Source organism: Providencia sp. LY12 (assembly GCF_057621555.1).
In genome coordinates, this window is the sequence record NZ_CM172594.1 from 2,754,916 (window position 1) to 2,778,423 (window position 23,508).

General features: G+C 41.0%; 18 protein-coding genes and 9 tRNA genes. 12 read left to right on the forward strand and 15 right to left on the reverse strand.

Translation table 11 applies throughout. The features are described 5' to 3' along the window. Positions 1–148: 148 nt before the first annotated feature. Complete coding sequence (mlaA, locus tag ACY3ZI_RS13085; RefSeq protein WP_108478638.1) at positions 149–898, reverse strand: phospholipid-binding lipoprotein MlaA; 750 nt, start codon at positions 896–898, stop codon at positions 149–151. A gap of 392 nt (positions 899–1,290) precedes the next feature. Here mlaA and ACY3ZI_RS13090 point away from each other — a divergent pair. Together ACY3ZI_RS13090 and ACY3ZI_RS13095 are read left to right on the forward strand one after the other, a co-directional pair. Then, positions 1,291–1,362, forward strand: a tRNA-Arg gene (locus ACY3ZI_RS13090). Between the two features lie 167 nt (positions 1,363–1,529). Continuing rightward, positions 1,530–1,850: a hypothetical protein gene (locus ACY3ZI_RS13095; RefSeq protein WP_230082520.1), complete on the forward strand. Its 321-nt coding sequence runs from the start codon at positions 1,530–1,532 to the stop codon at positions 1,848–1,850. A gap of 26 nt (positions 1,851–1,876) precedes the next feature. Here the strand turns inward: ACY3ZI_RS13095 and ACY3ZI_RS13100 are convergent, their stop codons facing one another. Continuing rightward, positions 1,877–2,293, reverse strand: a complete 417-nt coding sequence (locus tag ACY3ZI_RS13100; RefSeq protein WP_108478559.1) for a GNAT family N-acetyltransferase — start codon at positions 2,291–2,293, stop codon at positions 1,877–1,879. A 208-nt stretch (positions 2,294–2,501) separates the two neighbouring features. Here ACY3ZI_RS13100 and ACY3ZI_RS13105 point away from each other — a divergent pair, with 208 nt between their 5' ends. Then, on the forward strand, positions 2,502–3,737 hold the full coding sequence (locus ACY3ZI_RS13105; protein ID WP_108478558.1) for an ArsB/NhaD family transporter: 1,236 nt from the start codon (positions 2,502–2,504) through the stop codon (positions 3,735–3,737). A gap of 49 nt (positions 3,738–3,786) precedes the next feature. Here ACY3ZI_RS13105 and ACY3ZI_RS13110 read toward each other — a convergent pair whose 3' ends face one another. Continuing rightward, positions 3,787–4,524, reverse strand: a complete 738-nt coding sequence (locus tag ACY3ZI_RS13110; RefSeq protein WP_108478557.1) for a cyclase family protein — start codon at positions 4,522–4,524, stop codon at positions 3,787–3,789. 157 nt (positions 4,525–4,681) lie between these two features. Beyond that, entirely contained in the window at positions 4,682–5,524 is an 843-nt protein-coding gene (locus ACY3ZI_RS13115) for a MetQ/NlpA family ABC transporter substrate-binding protein (RefSeq protein ID WP_487375308.1), read from the reverse strand. A 242-nt stretch (positions 5,525–5,766) separates the two neighbouring features. Here ACY3ZI_RS13115 and ACY3ZI_RS13120 point away from each other — a divergent pair, with 242 nt between their 5' ends. From ACY3ZI_RS13120 to ACY3ZI_RS13140, 5 genes are all read left to right on the forward strand, one after another. After that, a complete protein-coding gene (locus ACY3ZI_RS13120; RefSeq protein ID WP_487375309.1) occupies positions 5,767–6,900 on the forward strand; it encodes a CMD domain-containing protein in 1,134 nt (377 codons plus the stop codon). Positions 6,901–6,904: 4 nt separating this feature from the next. After that, the gene (locus ACY3ZI_RS13125) at positions 6,905–8,365 is read left to right on the forward strand and encodes an FAD/NAD(P)-binding protein (protein ID WP_487375310.1); all 1,461 of its coding nucleotides are present in this window, start codon (positions 6,905–6,907) and stop codon (positions 8,363–8,365) included. A 3-nt stretch (positions 8,366–8,368) separates the two neighbouring features. Continuing rightward, positions 8,369–9,382 carry a methionine ABC transporter ATP-binding protein gene (locus ACY3ZI_RS13130; protein WP_487375311.1) on the forward strand — a complete coding sequence of 338 codons (1,014 nt, stop codon included), beginning with the start codon at positions 8,369–8,371 and terminating at the stop codon, positions 9,380–9,382. Continuing rightward, positions 9,379–10,047: a methionine ABC transporter permease gene (locus ACY3ZI_RS13135; protein WP_132495518.1), complete on the forward strand. Its 669-nt coding sequence runs from the start codon at positions 9,379–9,381 to the stop codon at positions 10,045–10,047. Before ACY3ZI_RS13130 ends, ACY3ZI_RS13135 begins: the two co-directional genes overlap by 4 nt. Before the next feature lie 369 nt (positions 10,048–10,416). Further along, the gene (locus ACY3ZI_RS13140; protein ID WP_108478554.1) at positions 10,417–12,144 is read left to right on the forward strand and encodes a potassium/proton antiporter; all 1,728 of its coding nucleotides are present in this window, start codon (positions 10,417–10,419) and stop codon (positions 12,142–12,144) included. A gap of 244 nt (positions 12,145–12,388) precedes the next feature. Here the strand turns inward: ACY3ZI_RS13140 and ACY3ZI_RS13145 are convergent, their stop codons facing one another. From ACY3ZI_RS13145 to ACY3ZI_RS13175, 7 genes are all read right to left on the reverse strand, one after another. After that, on the reverse strand, positions 12,389–12,682 hold the full coding sequence (locus tag ACY3ZI_RS13145; protein ID WP_036949379.1) for a helix-turn-helix domain-containing protein: 294 nt from the start codon (positions 12,680–12,682) through the stop codon (positions 12,389–12,391). Positions 12,683–14,078: 1,396 nt separating this feature from the next. Continuing rightward, positions 14,079–14,154, reverse strand: a tRNA-Val gene (locus ACY3ZI_RS13150). Between the two features lie 144 nt (positions 14,155–14,298). Continuing rightward, positions 14,299–14,374, reverse strand: a tRNA-Lys gene (locus tag ACY3ZI_RS13155). Between the two features lie 44 nt (positions 14,375–14,418). Beyond that, positions 14,419–14,494: transfer RNA gene (locus tag ACY3ZI_RS13160), tRNA-Lys, on the reverse strand. 41 nt (positions 14,495–14,535) lie between these two features. Further along, positions 14,536–14,611: transfer RNA gene (locus ACY3ZI_RS13165), tRNA-Val, on the reverse strand. Between the two features lie 31 nt (positions 14,612–14,642). Continuing rightward, positions 14,643–14,718: transfer RNA gene (locus ACY3ZI_RS13170), tRNA-Val, on the reverse strand. A 27-nt stretch (positions 14,719–14,745) separates the two neighbouring features. Next, positions 14,746–14,821 (reverse strand) — tRNA-Val (locus tag ACY3ZI_RS13175). 356 nt (positions 14,822–15,177) lie between these two features. Between ACY3ZI_RS13175 and gltX the strand changes: the two genes are divergently transcribed. The 4 genes from gltX to ACY3ZI_RS13195 all read left to right on the forward strand — a co-directional run bounded on the left by gltX (position 15,178) and on the right by ACY3ZI_RS13195 (position 18,549). Continuing rightward, complete coding sequence (gene gltX / locus ACY3ZI_RS13180) at positions 15,178–16,599, forward strand: glutamate--tRNA ligase (protein ID WP_211886116.1); 1,422 nt, start codon at positions 15,178–15,180, stop codon at positions 16,597–16,599. Positions 16,600–16,790: 191 nt separating this feature from the next. Continuing rightward, a tRNA-Ala gene (locus ACY3ZI_RS13185) sits at positions 16,791–16,866 on the forward strand. A gap of 49 nt (positions 16,867–16,915) precedes the next feature. Further along, positions 16,916–16,991, forward strand: a tRNA-Ala gene (locus tag ACY3ZI_RS13190). Between the two features lie 211 nt (positions 16,992–17,202). Then, entirely contained in the window at positions 17,203–18,549 is a 1,347-nt protein-coding gene (locus ACY3ZI_RS13195) for a flavin monoamine oxidase family protein (RefSeq protein ID WP_487375312.1), read from the forward strand. Positions 18,550–18,571: 22 nt separating this feature from the next. Here ACY3ZI_RS13195 and ACY3ZI_RS13200 read toward each other — a convergent pair whose 3' ends face one another. The 4 genes from ACY3ZI_RS13200 to zipA form a co-directional block, all read right to left on the reverse strand. Next, positions 18,572–18,787: a DUF3820 family protein gene (locus ACY3ZI_RS13200; RefSeq protein ID WP_211886127.1), complete on the reverse strand. Its 216-nt coding sequence runs from the start codon at positions 18,785–18,787 to the stop codon at positions 18,572–18,574. Between the two features lie 95 nt (positions 18,788–18,882). Then, on the reverse strand, positions 18,883–20,067 hold the full coding sequence (locus ACY3ZI_RS13205) for a NupC/NupG family nucleoside CNT transporter (protein WP_036949543.1): 1,185 nt from the start codon (positions 20,065–20,067) through the stop codon (positions 18,883–18,885). 242 nt (positions 20,068–20,309) lie between these two features. Beyond that, entirely contained in the window at positions 20,310–22,346 is a 2,037-nt protein-coding gene (ligA, locus tag ACY3ZI_RS13210; RefSeq protein WP_487375313.1) for an NAD-dependent DNA ligase LigA, read from the reverse strand. 45 nt (positions 22,347–22,391) lie between these two features. Next, positions 22,392–23,435 (reverse strand): cell division protein ZipA, encoded by a 1,044-nt coding sequence (gene zipA, locus ACY3ZI_RS13215; protein WP_211886131.1) that lies wholly within the window; start codon positions 23,433–23,435, stop codon positions 22,392–22,394. Between the last annotated feature and the right edge of the window lie 73 nt (positions 23,436–23,508).

The window sequence follows — 23,508 nt, forward strand, 5'->3', positions numbered from 1 at the left end:
CTTTGTTAGCGTGTTAGTCGTCAGTGCCGTGATTGACACAGTCATCCAACGAGGAAAACAGGACAATGACTAGCAGTTTATTTATCACTCTCTGATGTCTAAAAAACATAGAGAGTGATAAACCCCACCAAATCAATCGATCAACTAATTAATCAATCGAATCCAGCTCTCCTTCAATGACTGCCGCATTTGGGTTATTTGCTGGTTGCAGCGTTCCCCCTCTTGATAAGAAATCATTACGTTGGAAGTAAGCTTCGCGGAACATTAAGTAAGGGTCGGAAGAGCTTTTCAGCAATCCATCCGAATCAAGTAATCTTGCACGGGTTTCAATCCCTTCCAGTGCCCATTTACCCGCAGACATCCAGAAAGTTAAATAACTCAGCATTGGGTAGAGATCGTCCGCTAGATCACCACCTTGCTCACGCAATGTTGCGCTGCCATAACCCGGTAAAACCACATATGGACCATAACCCACATCATAGTAGCCTAGTGTATTCCCGAAACGCTTTGGCTCTTCTTTGACTAACTGAGGGTTTGCCATGCCAGCAACATCAATTAAGCCACCGATACCAAACACTGAGTTTAAGAAGAAGCGGTTAAAGTGCTTAAAGCCTTGCTCCACTTCTCCACGGAAAAAGCTGTTTAACATACTGGCCGGTTCTTCAAGGTTGCCAAGAAAGTTACTGAGTCCGTTTCGAGCAGGCATTGGCACGTAATCATTCCAAGCAACGGCTACAGGTCTTAAGACATATGGGTCTAAGACATTATAGTTAAAGTTAAACATTGCTCGGTTAAAGCCTTCTAACGGGTCTGAACGCTGCTGCGTTTCTGGGTCAACGCTCGCACATCCAGCCATTAAAACTCCCGCGAGAAGAACGCTACTTATGCGAAACTTCATCATTCTCTCCATCCTTTATTCCACCTTGCCATGGTGTTTTTATCGTTATTACTAATCGCTTTATCATAAAAGCAAATAGAAAAACATGTTAAGCGTTTTGAGTGGTTTAATTGCCATATAGATATAATTATAACCTATTTAATTATCAACTTATCATAAGAAATACATACGAATCCCCCCAAACGCCAGGGTTGCTTCAGTAAATGTCATTAATTAGTGTATTAACATAGAGATAGACTTATCTGAAATAATTTTAGGCTAAACTGCAAGATGCTTAAAAAACCAACAAAGAAAAGAATAAAAAAGATAAAAGCAGAGAATTTGGCTGTAACAGCTTGATTCAATGGAGGGTGGCCAGTAAAATGCCAAGCGCTATTACGCAGCATCTCAATGTCCCCTTAGTTAAATGGATATAACGAGCCCCTCCTAAGGGCTAGTTGCAGGTTCGATTCCTGCAGGGGACAGATTCCTGCACTAAGCCCCCCCCCAAGAACTTTCCCAATCTTTCTTCGCCCTATTTCGCTTTTACTTCTTCCCCTATAGTATTTTGCTTATATCCCTATTTGATGGACTGACCACGATGCGAACACTTTTTGCCTTATTAATTGGTATTCTTCTGATAGGTTGTACGATGGAAAAATCGCCTTCTGTTGTTATGACAGGGATGACATCAAACCAAGTGATGCAAATAGAAGGAACGCCGGATGAGCAAACGAGGCAGGATGGTTATCAGCTAATGGTTTATCATGATAAACAACAACCAGAAGCCACAGTAAAAATAACAGACCGCTGGTTTATTTTTAAGAATGGATACTTGTTAGAATATTCTACGCAATATTTAAATTCGTCTAATGCGACAAATACACCATTGAGATTAACTGCAAAACAAATATTATCTCAATGGATAGATAGCCAATCCTTACCAACAAACCCATCAGCTCACATGAACTAAAAGATAAACTGGTGCCATGAAGATTGTTATATTTCTTTAGAAAGATAATGGCGTTGCATGCCTAATTCCGGAAAATTAGGGAGAGACATTTGTTTCACGTAACCCAGTTTTTCATAAAATGGCAAAGCTTGGAAACTAAAAGTATCCACTAATGCATTGTGGCAGCCGAGTTTTTTACTCTCTTCTTCTGCGACGTGCATTAATTGGCTACCTAATCCATTCTTACGCATTGACTCATCCACCCACAGATAATCAATACATAACCATCGACCTTTAATTGACGCGAGAAGCCCACCCTGCATGATCCCATTTTCATCCTTGCTATACACACCAAGTTGCCCAAAATAGCTATTTTGCAAAAAAGATCGGTTGTAGCTTCTTAGACCAGTAAATAACTCTTCTTTATCTTCAGGGGTAATATCATGTGTAACTGTAACTTTCATAACAACCTCATTTTATTTATCGATATTTTTATGATGTAGAAAACATCCCGCCAACAAATTAATTATCGCTTACTGTCCGTATAACATCGTATTACGAATATCCTAGTTAGACACCATTTACTTAATTAAAAACTAAACATTTTTTATCTTGCCTGTAATTTTATTCACCGTAAAATCCCCCTAATCTTTCAGAAAAAATGTGAATAATATGACGCTTACCATTATTATTTTTGTGTTGGTCTATATCGCCATGGCATTTGGCAAACTACCCGGCTTTAAAGTTGATAGAACGGGCGCCGCCGTCATCGGTGCATTAGCCATGATGGCCATCGACAGCATCACGCCACCTCATGCCTGGAATGCCATTGATTACCGCACTATCGGCATGCTATTTGGTTTGATGGTGGTCTCCGCTTCGTTTGTGGTTTCCGGCTTTTATAGTTGGACCGCCGATCGCGTGGCGATGCTCAAAGTCAGTGCGCCTACACTGCTTGCCGTACTGATCGCCGTTGGCGGATTACTTTCCGCACTGTTAACCAACGACGTGGTTGTCGTCGCGATGACACCATTATTGGTCTCCATCACACTATCTCGCGGGCTTAACCCCATTCCGTTTCTGCTTGGATTCTGTTTTGCCGCCAACAACGGTGCAACCGGCTCGCTGATTGGTAGCCCGCAAAATATGATCGCGGCACAGGGGCTAGATATTTCCTTTGTGGGCTTATTACAATCCTCGGCAATACCGGCATTATTATCTTTACCGCTCACCTGGCTGGTATTGGTGTGGTTATATCGCAACCGCTGGTACTTAGCTAAAGAGCCGACTAATACCCCTAAAACGGTCTCTCCGCCAACACCACTCGATACATGGGAAACTGCTAAAGCCGGTGTGATCACACTCGCCGTGATTGTGGCTTTTGTGGTGAGTGATATACCAAAAGAGTTAATCGCATTAACGGCAGCGGGTTTCCTATTACTGAACCGCTCCATTGCATCTAGCGATATGCTTAAGTTAGTGGATGGGAATTTATTACTATTAATCATGGGATTATTTGTCGTCAACGCGGCATTTGCTGGAACAGGATTACCGCAGCAAATGTTGAATGATTTACGCGCTCATGGTGTTGAACTCAATAACCCATTCATTCTATTTTTAGTAACCGGCGTTCTCAGCACTATTGTCGGAAATAACCCCTCTGTCATGCTGCTGGTGCCTTTTTTAACGCCTGACGGTAACGCTGATGCATTAGGCGCCGCATTAGTCCTTGGCTCTGGTTTTTCCAGTAACTTGTTTGTGTTTGGTAGCTTGGCGGGCATTATTGTTGTGGAACAAGCGGCGGCTTATGGTGTGAAAATTTCATTCTCAGAATTTGCAAAATCTGGGGGAATTGTTGCCGTTCTCTGTATGCTATTAGCCACTGCATGGATTTTATTCGCGTTATAAAACTAACGCCTTTCTCAGCCTATTTAACTGAGAAAGGCGTTTAGGATTTTCAGGGAAGAATAGCAAATGAGCGCACAGGAAACCCACTAGCATTATTGGGTTTCGCCACAATATTAAAAATCACAGCACCACGAGTCGGTAATTGATCTAAATTCGCCATCAACTCTATTTGGTAAGTATCTTGTTCTAATACGTAATATTCACCTAATAGCGCGTTATTTTGGCGAAAATCTTTCGCTGCATCAGTATCAAATGTCTCATGCCCAATGGCTTTAATGCCACGCTCTTCAAATAAAAATTTGAGCGCATCCATACCCCATCCCGGGATTTGATTATTACCTTCTGCGTCTTTATTATCCATGGCTTCTTGAGAAGGCCAGCGCTTATGCCAATCTGTGCGTAGTGCTACAAAACTATCCGGTTCGATTCGCCCATGTTCACGCTCGAAAGCTAAAACATCTTCGCGAGAAAATGCAAAATTAGGGTCTTGTGCCGCTCGCTCAGATTGGTTGATAACGATCAGCGGTAAGACTAACTCTTGCAGCTCCAATTCATGTAAAAAGCGTTTTCCTTCAACAAAATGACAAGGTGCGTCAATATGCGTGCCGTATTGCCCAGGAAAGGTAAATTGCTGAGCAAAAAAGCCGTCAGAGTAGCCAAATAATGTTTTAAATTCTGCAGAGTCAAACATAAAGAAATGAGGAGAATCTTTATCAAAGCTGTGCGTTAAATCCACCCATTTTTTGGATTTTAATACCTTTAGTGCATTTAAAACTTCGTTAGCCATCATTTTCCCCTATCTGGTTTTAGTCTTTATCAAGACAATTTTATTTTGCTATTTTTATTTATTCTGAATAGGTAATAACCAACTCTATGATGTTTGTCTATCTTTCTAAACGATCTGTTGCCAATTTTTCACCAAATTGGCAACGAAGATTCGAATATTATTTAGAATAATTTGCCCACGCAGCAGGTTCAATAAAACCATCATAAATACGCTGAGAGCGAATATAATCTGCATACTCTTTTGATTCAAAAGCCTCTTTTAAATCTTTAGCCCATTGCGTGTCGAGATCTTTTTGTAGTACAGAAACCACAACGCGATGCTCAAGCGGTGAATTTTCAACAACCAAACCATCCGCAATACGCTGCCCTGCACTCGCCACATAATTACCATTCACTACTACAAAATCCACATCATCCAATAGACGTAAACCTTGCGCGGCATCTGTTTCACGGATATCGAGCTTATATTTTGCAGGTTCAATGTCATTGACGCTAAAGCTGAGCGTACTGACATTCGGTTTAATTTTAATCCAACCCAGTTGCTCTAAAATTCGAGCTCCACGTTCCGCGTTTACGGGGTCATTTGACAGTGCGACAATCATGCCATCTTGCACATCATCCAGCGTTTTGTGTTTATTCGAACGTAAACTCTGCGGTGCGCTTGGTGAATCGGCCAATGCGACCATATTAATGTTATTTTTTTGGTTATATGCATCCATATAAGCGCGACTTTGGTTTACGGATGCGTCAATTGCCCCTTCTTCAAATGCAGGGTTAATTTGCCTATTTTGTGAAAACTGACGTAACGTCACTTGGTAACCTTTTTTCTCTAAAATAGGCACAATGCCTTTATCGACTTGGTCGATATAATTCCCTACACCAAAGCCAATCGTAATTTGCTTTTTATCTGAGCTGTCTTTTTCTTTATTATCACCACATCCTGCCAATACAATGATTGCGGTTGCCACTAAAGATAAGTTTATTATTTTTTGTTTGAACATTTGATATTCCCTATGGTGATTACTTTTTAATGACTTTCAGTTTTTAATATTGCCAATCGACCGGAGTATAAACAGGATTTATTTAACGTCTTAGATCCGTTCGTTATAACTTAAATAGAAATGAATATAAAAATGAATCAAACCAAAATGGTTATAACGATATAACAAAATGGTAGTTCGAATAATGATGTGATTGATATGTAATGAAGGAGATAAAAAAATTTAAATAAAGTGAGTTATTTATGACAGTAAAATTTGATTTAATTAACAATATTCTTAACCTAACACCAGACTCAGAATTAGCAAAGACCCGTGCAGAAAGACCGGTTGCAACAGACAATACTCAAGTCGCTTTTGAGGCTATTTTTTCTGTGCCATCTCAAATATTGCCTCTAAATGTGAAATACTATTTTGCGCTTTCCGTGACGAAAATTACTGGCTCCGTATTACTATCAAAACATTATGCTGATTTATTATCATCCCAACCTATTGTCGAAATAACACCTGACATTACGCTTGCTGAGAAATATCTGCGAGTATTAACCAGCAATCCAAATCAAGCAGATTACGCTTTAACGCAACAATTTATTCAGCAAGGATGGTCTGAGTCCGACATTATTTTATTGGCACAGTTAATTACCTTTGTCACTTATCAATCCCGCTTAGTTGCTGGCTTGGAATTATTAATTGGACAAAATCCGAATTCAGATAATAAAGCAGACCAACACTTTCCAATTTTGGCAGGAAATTGGAGTCATGCAACGACAACACAATTAGGACAACCATCACCAACCGCTTTTACACAACAGCAATTAGGTTGGGAATCTTGGTTATCAGCGCGAGATGTCAATTCGTTAAGTGACGATGAAACTCAAACGCTGAAAAAACATGGACAATTAAATTCTGAGTATTTCCTTCTGTTAGCTCATCAAAGCGAAATTTTAGCGCTACGAACACAAATAGACCGAGGTATTTTTTATACCTCAGGCGGACTACCTCGTTGGGAGAGAGAGTTTGCTGCCGCTGCGGTCAGTAAAGTGAATGGCTGCATTTATTGCGCCTCAGTTCATGCGCGCAAAGCTAGCCAGTATGCGAAAGAACATCTCGGTGATGTCGAGAAACTGTTGGCGACATCCGCAGGAAATGTGCTTGCTGAAGGCTATGAACCGAGGCTTTTAGCTGCCGTTTCTCTTATCGCTTCGCTCTCAGCTACACCTATTCAAGCCTCAGTTGAACAAATCGACCAACTACGTTCATTAGGGTTAACGGAGCTAGAGTTACTCGATTTAATTCAATCCAGTGCATTTTTTTCATGGGCTAATCGCTTAATGCTGACATTGGGAGAACCGTTTGAACTCCCTGAAAATAAGGAGTAATACCATGGATAAGGTCATTGGATTAGCGGCTCTAGAGGCGCAAATAAATCAGGATTTGCAGTATCTTAATTTACCGATTAGCTCATGGTCGTTGTCAGATGAAGATCTTGATAAACAACAGATTAATGTCGCCATTATCGGTGCGGGCATGTCGGGAGTAACGGCGGCTTTTGCCTTAAAATTACGGGGAATTAACGCTATCGTTTTTGACCAAGCGCCCTCAGGCAAAGAAGGTCCTTGGCAAACGCCAGCCTTGATGGAAACCTTGCGGTCACCTAAACAGGTTGTCGGTCCTGCTCTTGCATCCCCCTCTTTAACATTCCAAGCCTGGTTTAAAGCTCAATTTGGCGATGATGCTTGGGAAAGTCTCGATAAAATTCCACGTTTGCAATGGGGTGAGTACCTACAATGGTTTAAAACCATGACGGCACCTACACTGCTAAATCAGCACCAATTAGTCGATGTTAAATTAATCCCTCAAGGTCGCGAGTTAACGTTTGATACTCCCAATGGGCAAACCTCTTTTGTCGCTCAGCATGTTGTCATTGCAACGGGTATGGAGTCATTTAGCGAACCTAACATCCCAGAATTTATGGATAAAATTCCAACTCAATACTGGGAGCATTCATATGCGGGTAGCAACTATGAGAAATTTAACGGGCTCGATATTCGTGTTGTAGGCTACAGTGCGGGGGCTATGGACAGTTCAGCCACTGCATTAGAACATGGTGCTAAGTCTGTTGAGTTATTGATCCGAGCAAAAGAGATGCCGCGAGTAAACCGAGGAAAGGTCGCCGGAAGTGCTGGTTTTACCAATGCCTATGGGTATTTTACCGATGCGCAAAAATGGCATTATGCTGACTATGTTTTGAAAGCGAAAACCCCTGCCCCTCATGGTAGTACACTACGAGTTTCTCGTCATACACATGCTTATTTTAACTTCAATACACAAGTCAATGATGTCACCGTCAAAGAGAGTAAATTGCAAGTTTCCACCAACCAAGGGGACTTCTCTTTTGATTACCTCATTTTAGCGACTGGCTACCGACTGAATTGGCAAAAACACAGCCCATTTCATCGCCTAGCGCCGTTTATTAAAACGTGGAGAGATGTTTATACCCCACCTAAAGGTGAGGAAAATGATGAACTTGCCGCGCATCCCTATCTTGGTGAACACTTTGAATTACAAGCAAAGTCGGGTTACGAATTTCCGTTTATCGACCACTTTTATTGCTTCAATTTAAGTGCCTCGCTCAGCATGGGTCCCGTAATTGGCTTGATCCCAGGTACCAATACCGGAGCTGAGCGTTTAGCAGATCATATTGCCGCCAAGTTATATCTAGCTCATCGGCAGCAGCACCTTGAGTTGGTTAAAACCAGTACAGAAAACGAGTTATTAGGTGATGAATGGCAACCTGCTTTACCTCCTGCTCAGCGTGTACAACTGATTGAAAATGTGGAGTAAGGGATGATTGAATTTAACAATGTCCAAAAGATCTATGAAAAAAATGGGCAGTCCTTAGTCGCTCTACAAGATATTAATTTGCATATCAATAAAGGTGATATTTTTGGTTTTATTGGTTATAGCGGTGCAGGTAAAAGTTCCTTGATCCGCTTAGTCAATCAATTAGAAAAGCCTACCGGTGGCTCCATCAAGGTCGATCAGCACAATTTAGCGGAACATACCCCATCGCAAATACGGGATCATAAAAAAAGTATCGGAATGATTTTCCAACATTTCAATTTGTTGGAAACCAAGACCGTTGAACAGAATGTTGCAATGCCTCTGGTTTTACTCGGCATTGATAAGCACGAAATTACCCGTCGCGTAGATAACATTCTCGAATACGTTGAGCTGAGCGATAAGAAACACCAATACCCTAACCAGCTTTCTGGTGGGCAAAAACAGCGCGTTGGAATAGCGAGAGCGTTAATTAATAACCCACAAATCTTGCTGTGTGATGAGGCTACCTCTGCCTTGGATCCGCAAACGACTGCCTCTATTTTGGCATTACTGCAAAAAATCAATCGTGAGCAGAAAATTACCATTTTATTGGTCACTCATGAAATGGAAGTCATTGAGCAGATTTGTCATCGTGTCGCCGTCATGGAATCCGGTCGCATTGTTGAAGAAGGCACAGTACTTGATATTTTTGCCAATCCTCAGCATTCAACCACGCAAAAATTTGTGGGTACTGTGCTCAATGAAAAAATTCCTGAGCGTGTACTCCATCAGCTTGAACATCAAGAGGATGTGTATCGATTAGAGTTTTTAGGTAAATCGGCTCAAGAGCCTGTGGTGAATGAGCTTATCATCAAAAATATTATTAAAATCAATATTCTGTTTGCCAACATGAAAGAGATCAACGGTGTCGTATTAGGCAGTATGTTTGTTCAAATGTTAGGCGATAAACAACACATTGATGAAGCCGTAGCCTATTTACGCCATCGTGGCGTTGCAGTGAATAAGGGGACAGTATGAGTGAGTTTTTTGAAACGGCACTGACAAGTAAACAATTTTTATTGGCCATGTCAGAAACATTCACTATGGTGAGTATTGCGCTTGTCCTCGGTTCGCTATTCGGGATCTTATTGGGGATTTTATTAGTTATTACTCGCCCTGAGGGAATTTGGGAAAACAAACGTATTTATCGCGTTATTAACCCTATTATTAATATATTCCGTTCACTGCCTTTTATTATTTTATTAGTGGCAATAATCCCATTAACGCGCTTTGTGGTAGGAACATCTATTGGCACCACCGCGGCAATTGTACCCTTAGTCATTTATATTGCGCCATATACGGCAAGATTGGTTGAAAATTCATTGCTCAGTGTCCATTCGGGTATTATTGAAGCTGCCGATGCAATGGGGGCGACCAACTGGCAAATTGTTTGGCACTTTATTCTACCGGAAGCAAAGTCGTCATTAATTTTAAGCTTAACGGCTGCCAGTATTACGTTGGTTGGGGCTACAGCGATGGCTGGTGCAGTTGGTGGCGGTGGTGTTGGTGATCTTGCGCTAAATTACGGTTATCAGCGCTTTGATAATGTTGCTATGGCAATTACGGTGGTGACCTTGGTGATTATCGTGCAAGGAATACAGTTTATTGGTGACACTTTGGCAAGAAAGGCGCGTTTTCACTAGTTAATATAAAGTCGATGAAATATCTTCATCGACTTTTATTGATTTATCATACAATTACCCATCCCTTTCCCCCTTTTTAATTCCTCCGCAAAAAATATTTACACATAAAAAAATAGCTACTAACACGAGTTTAATAAAAAAACAGGCTATTTCTAAAAATTAAATTTTAAAAAATGCAGTAAAATACCAATATATTTTAAATGATTCATATATAATCATAATACTATACATCATAATGTTTATTTGACCTCTTTGGACTAAAAACACCATGAAATGTATATTTTAGTCACTTTTATAACATCTTTAGCTACCTCGCGCGCTTTACGATGCATCGTCAGCGTTTTATTCACCTCTAACTGAAAACTGATTATGCCGACTATCGAACAACTTATATTGCTTTCATCCATATTGATTTTACTCGGTATTTTTTCGAGTAAATTGTCTGCAAGACTTGGTTTGCCAATGTTGGTTATGTTTCTCTTTATTGGCATGCTGGCAGGTGAGGATGGCTTAGGGAAAATTACCTTTGATAACGTCAATGTATCTTATGCTGTTGGCTCTCTCGCCCTTGCTCTAATCCTTTTCGATGGTGGGCTACAAACCTCAGTAAAATCAATTAAGCTAGTCTGGAAACCTGCATTCACCTTAGCTACCGTTGGTGTTTTGATTACTGCTGGTATCACTGGGTTAGCCGCTGCCTATATTTTAGGTATTCCACTTCTTGAAGGGTTGCTTTTAGGCGCCATTGTTGGCTCAACGGATGCCGCCGCCGTATTTTCACTGCTACGCAATGCAGGCATTTACCTAAATGAGCGTTTACAGGCGACTTTAGAGATAGAGAGTGCAACCAACGACCCGATGGCCATATTTTTGACCGTTGGACTACTGCAACTGCTAATGAACCCACAAGCCTCTGGCAGTGAATTAGCGTTATTATTTGTTAGCCAAATGGGAATTGGTGCTGCTGTAGGGGTAGGTGTTGGTTGGATTTCAATAAAGATCATCAACAAAATTAAGTTACTTGCGGCAGGTCTTTATCCCGTTTTAGTGGCGGCTTGTGGTTTGTTTTCATTCGGTGTCGCCAGTAATTTAGATGGAAGTGGCTTCTTATCTATTTTTGTCACGGGTGTGGTTATTGGTAATCACTCATTTGTTTTCCAGCGCAATACCTTTCTATTCCATGATGGGCTGGCATGGTTAAGCCAAATCATCATGTTCGTGATGTTAGGCTTATTGGTTAACCCTAGCTCATTAATTGAGGTATGGCAGGAAGGGTTGCTCATTGCGCTGGTATTAACCTTTGTTGCAAGACCGTTGGCGGTTGTCCCTGTACTCAAACTATTTCGCTTCACTCGAAATGAGATAGCACTTATCTCCTGGGTTGGACTAAGAGGCTCTGTTCCGATTATTTTGGCTATTTTCCCCTTTATTTTTGGGTTACCGGGGGCCAACCTCATTTTTGATGTTGTTTTCTTCGTGGTACTCATTTCTGCAACGCTACAAGGTTCCACGCTGCCTTACTTTGCTCGCAAGTTAAATCTTATGCAACCACCACCGCTTCTGCCCGCTGCGACATTAGATATTACTGCTGTCGACCAGATTGATGCTGACTTGGTCGAATATACGCTGGGCGAGGACTGCTCTGCGGTAGGACGAAGGTTATCTCAATTAGCCCTGCCTGACCAAACCGTGATTGCGATGATCACCCGAGAAAAAAGTGTATTGCCACCACGCGGCTCAACAATCTTAATGGCGAATGATCATTTGTTTGTCGTACTAAAACCGCAAAATCGCCTATTCTTAGAAAGATTATTCTCCGAACAAACTTCTTCAGAACCAACCGTTATGGAGCTACCTGAATCAGGTTTAAGCTTAAAAGGCACAACGCGATTAAATGAAATTTATGAGTCATATGGGATTTTGATTGAAGTTGATTCCGATAAAACACTCAATCAATTTATTCACGTCAATACTGAAAATGAACCCTCTCAAGGGGATGTGATTAAGCTAGATGGCATACAAATAAAAATTGATGAAATGATCGGCCCACGTATCGTTACTGTTATTTTAGAGCCAGTAAAAATCCAGCAGGAATAATATGTTAAAAATAGTGATAATCCATTTTCATTTTTCCACGCTTATTTTCTAAATTGTATGCATAAAAAATAAAAGCCCCAAAGGGGCTTTTATTTTTGCAAGTACTCTATATAAGAGAGAGATTAATATATTCAATAACTTTTATTAATTAACTTGAGTTAATTAATTTTATCGTTCTCAATTGAAACAATTTAATTACTGTACTTAATTTGTTTCATTATGAAACGTCTACATAGAATAGATATTATACGAGAGAATAAAGTGAGTCGTTAAACCCTTTAGATTCTCTTTCCTCAGACGCATTGATATCATCCTGGAGAACTTCACTGAAGAACTCACCCATATTTACGCCTAGTACCTTTAATACGCGAACTAAGCAATCTATATCAATACGATTCACACCTCGTTCATAACGAAATAGTTGTTGTTCACTGATGTCGATCTCTTTAGCTAATTGGAAAACCGTATAGCCTTGAGCTTTTCTTAAAGACTTAATTTTTTGTCCAACTGCACAAGCGACAGGATATTTTGTATTCATAAACATTCTCGCTTCAATCTATATTAATTGAATAAAAATCAGCAGGTATTTTCTGCCATTTTCATTGTTATTTTATATGTACTATATAGTTCATCGATAAAAACATGGTGATACATCCAACATCACTAAGAGAATGATATACTAGCCTTCTAATTAGTTTCAACTAGTCCAAAAATGACATTGCAACTATGTAACAAAATATTTTTCTCTATACAAACAAGACGAGTTAGCAAATAAACCCTTAATTATCAATCTGTTATGCAAATCGATAGCCAGTGAATATCACCGAGTAAACTCAGGTGAAAGAGCACATCGCAAGACAATTCACTAAAAACCAACCACTTTCCCGCCAATAAATCCAAAAATAAAGGAAATAAACAGAATAATTTAACACTGTAACAAAGTTAATCGTTTCACGATAACATTGGTAGTTTTTTGAGTCAAAAACCACATTAAGTGAGCATTTTCTGTAAAAGAAAGTAAAAAATATGTGTTTTACATATATAACTATTTTGCAACATAAAACATCAATAACTTACATTTTTGAACTGCATGCTACAAATTAATTAAACGCTATATTTTTAAAGTAACTTAGTGAATTTAATGCACCTACATATTCAACATAACAAAACATTAACGTTAAGGAAGCCGAACATTCACTTTACTTGATGAATATCACAAAAATATGAACATTACTGATTATCGATAATCTTATTTTAATATTATGAATACATGAACACTCAGAAATTATTGAACTTTAAGATTATCAAAACGTGAATAGCTAGAATTATTCACTAATATACTACTTTGAAGATATTCTTTTACTGTAATATCAATGAAAGCTTTGTTTGTTATTCCTTTAATGTCGCATAAGAATATTCTTAATAATTTATTTAATCCAAACCAACATAAGGCTATTCATGTGATATGGCATAACTTAATTTCTAGCGTATTTACTTTACTATCATAGTTTTTAATAAGAATTCATTTTAGATAAAGCTATAAATACATTAGTTCTTTAACATTATCATTTAAGTGATTTCACTTAAGTAGGCATAATGCTTTATTTTCATTAACTAGTTTTGAGTTTTAAAAACATTTGAGGGCTAAGCAATACAAGGAAAAATCTCGTTATCACTTCATTCGATATAATGATTCATAAGAAAACCAGAAGTTTATATTAACAATATAATGGTCGATATAACGACACGTTTAATCTTAATAGGAGTAATACTTTATAAGCAATATGAATATTTAAGCAAAATAAACGAAGAATGACAGAGAGTGGGAATAGTGAAACTTTATTGAATATGATTATAAAAACTAATTAAAATCAATGAGTTATAATTTGATTTGATTTGGAGTTTTTTAAGAGGGACGCTTGAGAAAGATGAAGTGGTGGGCGATAGCGGGCTCGAACCACTGACCCCCTCCTTGTAAGGGAGGTGCTCTACCAACTGAGCTAATCGCCCACTTCATGACGCTGTATTTGATGGTGGGTCATGCAGGATTTCTCGGCCTTTGGCCTCACCCTACGGGTCGAACCTGCAACCATCTTGTCAGTCGCTAATGTTCACACCGAATAACCCAAACATCTTTCAAGTTACAGATTTTAATGGTGGGTCGTGCAGGATTCGAACCTGCGACCAATTGATTAAAAGTCAACTGCTCTACCAACTGAGCTAACGACCCATATTCAAATATCTGTACTGCTTGAATGACTTACTTCATTTAGATGGTGGGTCGTGCAGGATTCGAACCTGCGACCAATTGATTAAAAGTCAACTGCTCTACCAACTGAGCTAACGACCCATCTGTATTTCTGAATTGTCTTAATGCAAGAAAAGATGAAGTGGTGGGCGATAGCGGGCTCGAACCACTGACCCCCTCCTTGTAAGGGAGGTGCTCTACCAACTGAGCTAATCGCCCACTTCATAATAATCACATTGTCATAAATAATTGGTGGGCGATAGCGGGCTCGAACCACTGACCCCCTCCTTGTAAGGGAGGTGCTCTACCAACTGAGCTAATCGCCCAATCATTTATGTTTTCATCGTCAACGGTGGTGGGCGATAGCGGGCTCGAACCACTGACCCCCTCCTTGTAAGGGAGGTGCTCTACCAACTGAGCTAATCGCCCCGTCGTCGATGGAGGTGCATTATAGGGATACTGCGTTCTGAGTCAACGGTTTTTGAATAGATTTTTTCTGTTCGTTGCAAAAATAATCAAGATGTTTTAATTATCACCTAAGAAGTACCCTTTTTAATCAATTATCTACATTATCCTACTAAATTTTATTAGAAAAAAATCATCCAAAGCCCACCAGACTAAAAAATTTAGCGGTTATTTTCCCAATTTGATGATTTTCTTTATCAGTATAGGGATAAGCAGATTGAGGATTCACTACAGGGTGATAGAATAGAGGAACTTTTAGCAATGCTTACGATGATCATAAGCGCATTAAGAAACAACGTTTCGCAATTAAGGCAATCTCGATGAGTAAAATCAAAACCCGTTTTGCACCAAGCCCAACTGGCTACTTGCACGTTGGTGGTGCTCGTACCGCCCTGTATTCCTGGTTATATAGTCGCCACAATCAGGGCGAATTTGTCCTGCGTATTGAAGATACCGACTTAGAACGTTCAACTCAGGAAGCTATCGATGCCATTATGGACGGTATGAACTGGTTGAATTTAAATTGGGATGAAGGTCCTTACTATCAAACTAAGCGTTTCGACCGCTACAATGCGGTAATCGATACCATGTTAGAAGCAGGTACCGCTTACCGCTGCTACTGCTCTAAAGAGCGTTTAGAAGCGTTACGCGAAGAACAAATGGCAAAAGGTGAAAAACCTCGCTATGACGGTTGTTGCCGTGACCATGAACATAACCACACTGCGGCAGAACCACATGTTGTTCGCTTCCGTAACCCGCAAGAAGGTTCCGTTATTTTCAATGACACCATTCGTGGTCCAATTGAATTCAGTAACCAAGAACTGGATGACTTAATCATCCGTCGCACTGATGGTTCTCCAACGTATAACTTCTGTGTGGTGATTGATGACTGGGATATGGAAATTACTCATGTCATTCGTGGTGAAGACCATATCAATAACACCCCTCGCCAAATCAACATTCTCAAAGCATTAGGCGCGCCAGTGCCTGAATATGCCCACGTTTCGATGATTTTAGGTGATGATGGTAAAAAACTGTCTAAACGCCATGGCGCTGTTAGTGTTATGCAATATCGCGATGACGGTTACCTGCCACAAGCACTATTAAACTATTTAGTACGTTTAGGCTGGTCACACGGCGACCAAGAGATCTTCTCAATTGAAGAAATGAAAGAATATTTCTCTCTTGATGCTATCAGCAAATCAGCGAGTGCATTCAACACTGAGAAATTACAGTGGCTGAACCATCACTACATCAATACCCTGCCAGCTGAAGAAGTCGCAACTTACCTTGCATGGCATATCGAACAGCAAAATATCGACACCAGCACAGGTCCACAGTTAGTTGAATTAATCAAGTTACTGGGTGAGCGCTGTAAAACACTGAAAGAAATGGCGGAATCTTGCCACTACTTCTATCAGGATTTTGAAGAGTTTGATGCTGATGCAGCGAAAAAACACTTACGCCCAGTTGCACGTCAGCCATTAGAAGTGGTGAAAGACAAATTAATCGCTATTTCCGATTGGACGGCAGAGAATGTCCATCAAGCGATTGAAGCGACTGCGGCTGAATTAGACGTGGGTATGGGTAAAGTAGGAATGCCTTTACGTGTAGCGGTAACGGGTGCAGGTCAATCTCCAGGGTTAGATGTTACCGTTCATGCTATCGGTCAGGCTCGCTCTGTGGCTCGTATCGAAAAAGCATTAGCGTTTATCGCAGAACGCGAAGCATCCGCACAATAAATTTCTAAACAAGATTCCTCTCTATATACTGCCTCTTAACTTAAGGGGCAGTTTTTTTTCAGCTACCATATCAAATGGGAATCGATTGCAAAATGTTCTATATTTCAGCAGTTAAACCCGAAAAACATATTAATATATTGACACTCCAACCGAGCTTGAATATGATGCCTCCCGTCCAAAAGATTTTGTTTGGGGCTATAGCTCAGCTGGGAGAGCGCTTGCATGGCATGCAAGAGGTCAGCGGTTCGATCCCGCTTAGCTCCACCATCTAAAAACCAGTTTAGATGTCTGAATTTCACAACAAAATACTTCGTTTGGGGCTATAGCTCAGCTGGGAGAGCGCTTGCATGGCATGCAAGAGGTCAGCGGTTCGATCCCGCTTAGCTCCACCAAACTCTTTCCTATCTCCCTTTAATTTACTCTTTATTCTTCCAAATCCCATTTGCAGTTATTCTTGGAATTTAGCCTAATTCACTTTCTTCTACTTTACCGTCTATTCACATTTGATTAACTCATATATAATTGGCTCATAATTTTATTTAAATGAAATTATTCAGATGTGTAATCACACATCGTCCGTATTCCATTTCAACTAGGTGAGTTATGCCACACATAGATGCCGATATCATTGTGATAGGAGCAGGAGTTTCAGGTTTATCAGTCGCAAATCAATTACAGTCACAACCCCAAAACTCCCAACATAAAAAAGTCCTTATCTTAGAAGCACGCGACCGTCTTGGTGGGCGTATTCATACGCGTGAAATTGATAACCAATTTTATGATTTAGGCGCTTCTTGGATCCACGGTATTACCGACAATCCAATTAGTGCAATCGCACAACAGCACCATATCCAAACCGTTGTTTTCAATTACCAAGACGCTATTTTCTATAAGAAAAATGGTTTGGTTTTGTGTGAGAACGAAAAAGAGGCTTTTGAAGCGGGTCTTGATTATTTAATGGAACAGTTTGAAACCATTTCATCACCCTGCCAATTTAACAATGCAGCCGAAGCGTTAAATAGTTGGTTACAAAGCCCTGAATTCCACCATTTATTGACAGTAGGCCACCATGCAAGTCAATCCCTGTTTGAACAGCTACAAACAGGTTTACATGAGTTTTTTGAAGTTATCGCTGAAGATCCCTGTGCTTGCACATTAGAGACATTATCTCCCTATTTTTTACAACTTGAAGGCTTTTGTGAAGGCGATGAAGTTATCTTCCCTCGCGGATATTCCCAAATTATCGAAACGCTATCGAAAAGGTTGGATATTCGCCTTAACCACCCTGTTGAACATATCCATTACTTAGATAATTATGTCACTGTCACCACACTTGATGGGCAACAGTTCAATACCTATAAAGTCGTTGTTACCGTACCGCTCGGGGTGTTGAAGAAAAACAAAATTCATTTTACGCCTGCACTGCCTGAAAAAACTCAAGAAGCTATTCATCAGTTAGGTTTCGGTGTATTCAACAAGTTATTTGTCACCTTTGAACAGGCTTTCTGGCGTAAAAACTCACTCAATAACGTCAATAGTATGTATATTCATGAGTCTGATTATTGGCTAAATTTTATGGATGTGAGTGCAATTTACCAAAAACCAACGTTGCTGTTTTTATTTGGTGGGTTATCCGCAAAATGGCTTGAAGAGTGTGATGAATACGCCGCATGGCATGAACTGCAACAATCGCTCAGTAAGGTATTTGATAATGTACCCGCACCTATACAGCTGATAAAAACCGAGTGGGAAAAAGATATTTACGCTTATGGTTCGTTTAGCTACCCCGCCCCTAACTATTCGGCGGATCAAATAGCCCAGTTAAAACAGCCTATTGATAACAAAATTTTCTTTGCTGGAGAACATTTAGCACTATTAGGAGCCGGCACCGTACATGGTGCTTACCAATCGGGTATAGATACGGCCAACAGCCTACTCAACACGCTTTAATTATCGATTAAGCCTCTAACCCTTACCTTCGTTTTAGGGGCTTAACAATACTATCTAGCCCTTCTATCTTCAGCCCGAGCGTCATCTCCATCAATTGCCCTAATCGCCCTGCCGGAAACTCCCCTTTTTTATAAAACCACAGCAAGTATTCCTCAGGAAGATCAATCAGGACACAACCTTTATATTTACCAAATGGCATCGATGTATTGGCTATATCGAGTAAGTCTTGTTTTTCCATTTCTTCCCAATTCCTTCTAAACAGAAAGCGTTAAACATAAAAAAACGGCATTCACTGAATGCCGTTTCTCACTGTAACACTTTTTATCGTAATGACTACAGGATTAATCCAACCACCGCAGCAGATAAGAAGCTTACCAGCGTTGAACCGTACAGTAATTTCAGACCAAAACGTGCAACGGTATTACCTTGTTTTTCATCTAACCCTTTAATTGCACCAGCAATAATACCGATGGAAGAGAAGTTAGCGAATGACACTAAGAATACCGATAAGATGCCCACAGAGCGGTCAGATAAACCCGATGCTACCGCTTTTAAGCCATCCATTGCCACGAATTCGTTGGTCACCATTTTCACTGCCATGATGCCGCCAACTTGTAGCGCTTCATTCGCAGGGATACCTAACATCCAAGCAAATGGATAGAACACATAGCCCAGCATAGTTTGGAAGCTAACATTGAAAATTGCAGAACAGATTCCATTAACCATCGCAATCAGGGCGATAAAACCAATCAGCATCGCAGAAACGATAATCGCAACTTTAAACCCTGCAAGAATATATTCACCCAGCATTTCGAAGAAGCTTTGACCTTCATGCAGGCTGCGCATTTGGATCTCTTTTTCCCCTTCTGGTGGGTAAGGGTTGATCAGCGATAACACCACGAATGTACCAAACATGTTTAAGACCAAAGCGGCAACCACATATTTTGGATCTAACATGGTCATGTATGCACCCACGATGGACATTGAAACGGTAGACATCGCCGTTGCCGCCATGGTGTACATTCTTCTTTCTGACATGCTGCCTAATTGGTCTTTATAGGCAATAAAGTTTTCTGACTGACCCAACAGTAATGAACTTACTGCGTTGAATGACTCAAGTTTACCCATGCCGTTTACTTTCGACAGCACCGTACCGATGATGCGGATAACGAAAGGCAGGACTTTAATGTGCTGTAAAATACCAATCAGTGCAGAGATAAAGATAATTGGACACAATACTTGTAGGAAGAAGAATGCTAAGTTGCCTTCAATCATTCCGCCAAAGATAAATTTGGTCCCTTCTGCCGCATAACCCAATAAATGGGTAAATACGCCAGCAACACCAAGAACGAAAGACTCACCGATACCTGATTTTAAGAACAGGTAAGCGAGTGCAATTTGGATCACAAGTAATTGAATAACATAACGAGGGCGGATCCCTCTACGGTTACTACTCGCTAAAATAGCGAGAGCGCCGATGATGACAATGGATAAAATAAAGTGCAGGATCGAGGTCATATTTGACTCCAACAAAGTTACGAATCAGTCTATGCGCATATTCTATGTAATAGACAACATTTAAATGAGATTAACGTCACATTAATATGAAAACTGACTCAGCCTATCTTTCAAAAGTCACGACCAGATCACGTTTCATGAGTAACACATTAATAACAACTGTAAAAATGTTAGCCCGAAAATAAGAAATGCCATTATCACGGTGGACGATAATGGCATTGCGCATTAAATATAGGTCACGATTAGATATTCAGCAAACGAATTAATTCTTCTTCATCAATGACTTTTATCCCCAATTCTGTCGCTTTCGCTAACTTTGAACCCGCCGCTTCACCGGCAATCACCAAGTCAGTTTTTTTCGATACACTACCCGCGACTTTCGCGCCTAAGGCAATCAATCTATCCTTAGCTTCATCGCGAGAAAGCGTTAACATCGATCCGGTTAGCACGACCGTTTTTCCAGCAAATGGGCTATCGATGTCAGCACTGTTAATCACTTTCACTTCAGGCCAGTGGATGTTCGCGATGGTCAGTAAATCATGAATCACTTGGCGATTGTGCTCTTCGCGGAAGAAATGCACCACATGTTTTGCCACCACTTCACCAATATCTTGAACGGTTTTCAGTGATTCTTCATCCGCCGCCATCACCGCATCTAATGATGCATAATGTGCTGCAAGGTTCGCCGCTGTCGCCTCACCCACTTCACGGATCCCTAATGCATAGATAAAGCGAGCCAGTGTCGTTTGTTTGGATTTTTCGAGCGCATCAATGAGTTTTTGTGCAGATTTCGGTCCCATTCGTTCTAGGCCGGTTAATTTACCCGCTGATAATTGATAGAGCTGCGCCGCATTTTTCACATATTCCGCGTCGACCAGCTGCTCAATAATTTTATCCCCCATCCCATCGACATCCATCGCACGGCGAGAAACAAAGTGTTTCAGTGATTCTTTTAATTGAGCGCCACAGGTTAATCCGCCGGTGCAACGTGCCACCGCTTCCCCTTCGATACGCTCAATATCCGAATTACAGACTGGGCAATGGGTTGGGAATAAAATTTCACGACTATCCGCAGGGCGTTTATCTAGCACGACACTCACGATTTGAGGAATAACATCCCCTGCTCGACGGATCACAACAGTATCCCCAATGCGAACACCCAAACGGTCAATTTCATCCGCGTTATGGAGTGTGGCATTACTCACCACAACACCCGCAACTTGCACTGGCTCTAATCGAGCCACGGGCGTAATCGCCCCTGTGCGCCCCACTTGGAACTCGACATCTTTTAGTAATGTGATTTGCTCTTGAGCTGGGAATTTAAACGCCGTCGCCCAGCGTGGTGCCCGGGAAACAAAACCTAATTCTTCTTGAGTGGCAATATCATTCACTTTAATCACGACACCATCGATATCAAAACCGAGCGTCGGGCGAATTTTTTCAACATGGTGATAGAAATCAAGCACTTGTTGACAACCAACACGTAGCTGTACATGCTCACTCACTGGCAGCCCCCACGCTTTAAATTGCATCAAGCGCTCATAATGGGTATCTGGCAATGTTTTGCCTTCCACCAGTCCTACACCATAGCAGTAGAAAGTTAATGGACGTTTAGCGGTAATACGCGGGTCTAACTGGCGAAGAGAACCCGCCGCCGCATTGCGTGGGTTAGCGAAAATCTTACCATCTGTTTTACGCGCTTCTTCGTTCATGGCCTCAAAGCCTTTTTGAGGCATAAAAACTTCACCACGAATTTCAACACGGGCAGGAATATTATCCCCCCGTAAACGTAGCGGAATAGCTTTGATCGTGCGTACGTTGGCCGTGATATTTTCGCCAACAGTACCATCACCACGGGTTGCCGCTTGAACTAACTCACCATTTTCATACAGCAAACTAACGGCTAGACCATCCAATTTAAGTTCGCAGCAGAATGTCAATTCCGTGTGATTATGCAGTCGGTCTTTCACGCGTTTATCAAATGCAAGATAGCTTTCTTCATCAAATACGTTATCTAAAGAAAGCATGGGAATTTCATGGCGAACTGTATCAAATGCGACTAATGGCGCAGCGCCCACTCGCTGGGTTGGGGAATCTGTGGTGATCAGTTCTGGATGCTGCGCTTCGAGGCTTTTAAGTTCCTGCATCAGCTTGTCATATTCCACATCAGGAATTTCTGGTGCATCCATAACGTGATAGAGGTATTCGTGATGGCGCAATTGTTGTTTTAACGCGTCTATTTTTTGCGTGAGTGCGTCTGGGGTTTGTTTCGTCGTCATGTTTCACCAATAGATATAAAAAACCCCCTGAATCGGGGGTTTTAATTAACTTAATGTATTTCGAATTCTAGCATGATACACCTCTATTTTTTGAGGTGTCAGTATTTTTCGTTCATCATCCAACACAACACCACCTGCATCTGATGCAATACGTTGTGCCGCTTGGAGCATTAATTTAAAGTTCTGGCTAGCTTCACCATAAGACGGCACCATCATAAAGATAGAGACGCCCGGTGTGGTGAAATCAGACATAGCTTCTGGGTCAAATGACCCCGGTTTCACCATATTTGCCAAACTAAATAATACTGGCCCCGATCCCGCTGGATGAACGTGACGGTGGAAGATATTCATGGCACCGAATTGGAAGCCAGCTTGAAGAATGCTTTGCAGTAATGCTTCACCTTCAAGAACCTGCCCGTGATGCGCTGCAACATGCAGTACCAGAACAATTTCTTTTTCGCTTGCAACTGCCGCTTTTTCTGCTGGTGCACTTGGTGCTTCGTGATCGACTTCACTATGAGGTTGAGCCACAGGTTGTACCGCTTCTTGATGAACAGAGACTTGTGGTACAGACTCTTGCTGTGCAGACACATGAATTTTCGGCTCTGTATGAATGCGTACAGGTTCTGAAACATGCTCTTGTAAATCTGCTTCATCTGCCATATTAATCGTCAATTGCTCAGGAGCATGGCGATTATCAACATGTGGAGCAAACACAGGCTCAGAAGCTGTTGGTTTAACTGGCTTTGAAGCAGGCTGTGGTGAGTGCTCCGCAGTTAAATTAAACTCAGGCTCAGCGTCACGTTGAATTGTATGGGGTTGAGAAACAGGTTCAGCACGTGGCTCCTCTTTCACCATATAGATAGGCTGATCTTCAACAGCGGCTTTTTGTACCGGTTGATTTTCAGTAAACAGAGCAGAATCATCATATTCTGATGAATTTTCCTGCGTGTCATTCTTTCTACGTTTTACAGGTCTGTCGCGAAATAACTTAGAGCGCTCTTTACGGCTGGTCCATAAACCATGCAGTAATAAAGCGACAATGGCTATCGCACCTACGACCACTAATATTAGACGCAAATCCTGCATCGCTGCTATCTCTAGTTGATGAATAATGATGCCATCACGGCGGAAACTACCTTAAGATTATTTCTCAATTGCT

What these genes read in the sequence shown, in the direction of transcription:
- ACY3ZI_RS13130 (WP_487375311.1), top strand. Translation starts at nt 8,369, where the DNA reads ATGATTGAATTTAACAATGTCCAAAAGATCTATGAAAAAAATGGGCAG.
- ACY3ZI_RS13110 (WP_108478557.1), bottom strand. Translation starts at nt 4,524, where the DNA reads ATGGCTAACGAAGTTTTAAATGCACTAAAGGTATTAAAATCCAAAAAA.
- mlaA (WP_108478638.1), bottom strand. Translation starts at nt 898, where the DNA reads ATGAAGTTTCGCATAAGTAGCGTTCTTCTCGCGGGAGTTTTAATGGCT.
- ACY3ZI_RS13100 (WP_108478559.1), bottom strand. Translation starts at nt 2,293, where the DNA reads ATGAAAGTTACAGTTACACATGATATTACCCCTGAAGATAAAGAAGAG.
- ACY3ZI_RS13200 (WP_211886127.1), bottom strand. Translation starts at nt 18,787, where the DNA reads ATGGAAAAACAAGACTTACTCGATATAGCCAATACATCGATGCCATTT.
- ACY3ZI_RS13115 (WP_487375308.1), bottom strand. Translation starts at nt 5,524, where the DNA reads ATGTTCAAACAAAAAATAATAAACTTATCTTTAGTGGCAACCGCAATC.
- ACY3ZI_RS13140 (WP_108478554.1), top strand. Translation starts at nt 10,417, where the DNA reads ATGCCGACTATCGAACAACTTATATTGCTTTCATCCATATTGATTTTA.
- ACY3ZI_RS13135 (WP_132495518.1), top strand. Translation starts at nt 9,379, where the DNA reads ATGAGTGAGTTTTTTGAAACGGCACTGACAAGTAAACAATTTTTATTG.
- ACY3ZI_RS13125 (WP_487375310.1), top strand. Translation starts at nt 6,905, where the DNA reads ATGGATAAGGTCATTGGATTAGCGGCTCTAGAGGCGCAAATAAATCAG.
- ACY3ZI_RS13205 (WP_036949543.1), bottom strand. Translation starts at nt 20,067, where the DNA reads ATGACCTCGATCCTGCACTTTATTTTATCCATTGTCATCATCGGCGCT.
- ACY3ZI_RS13145 (WP_036949379.1), bottom strand. Translation starts at nt 12,682, where the DNA reads ATGAATACAAAATATCCTGTCGCTTGTGCAGTTGGACAAAAAATTAAG.
- ACY3ZI_RS13105 (WP_108478558.1), top strand. Translation starts at nt 2,502, where the DNA reads ATGACGCTTACCATTATTATTTTTGTGTTGGTCTATATCGCCATGGCA.
- ACY3ZI_RS13195 (WP_487375312.1), top strand. Translation starts at nt 17,203, where the DNA reads ATGCCACACATAGATGCCGATATCATTGTGATAGGAGCAGGAGTTTCA.
- ACY3ZI_RS13120 (WP_487375309.1), top strand. Translation starts at nt 5,767, where the DNA reads ATGACAGTAAAATTTGATTTAATTAACAATATTCTTAACCTAACACCA.
- ACY3ZI_RS13095 (WP_230082520.1), top strand. Translation starts at nt 1,530, where the DNA reads ATGGAAAAATCGCCTTCTGTTGTTATGACAGGGATGACATCAAACCAA.
- ligA (WP_487375313.1), bottom strand. Translation starts at nt 22,346, where the DNA reads ATGACGACGAAACAAACCCCAGACGCACTCACGCAAAAAATAGACGCG.
- gltX (WP_211886116.1), top strand. Translation starts at nt 15,178, where the DNA reads ATGAGTAAAATCAAAACCCGTTTTGCACCAAGCCCAACTGGCTACTTG.
- zipA (WP_211886131.1), bottom strand. Translation starts at nt 23,435, where the DNA reads ATGCAGGATTTGCGTCTAATATTAGTGGTCGTAGGTGCGATAGCCATT.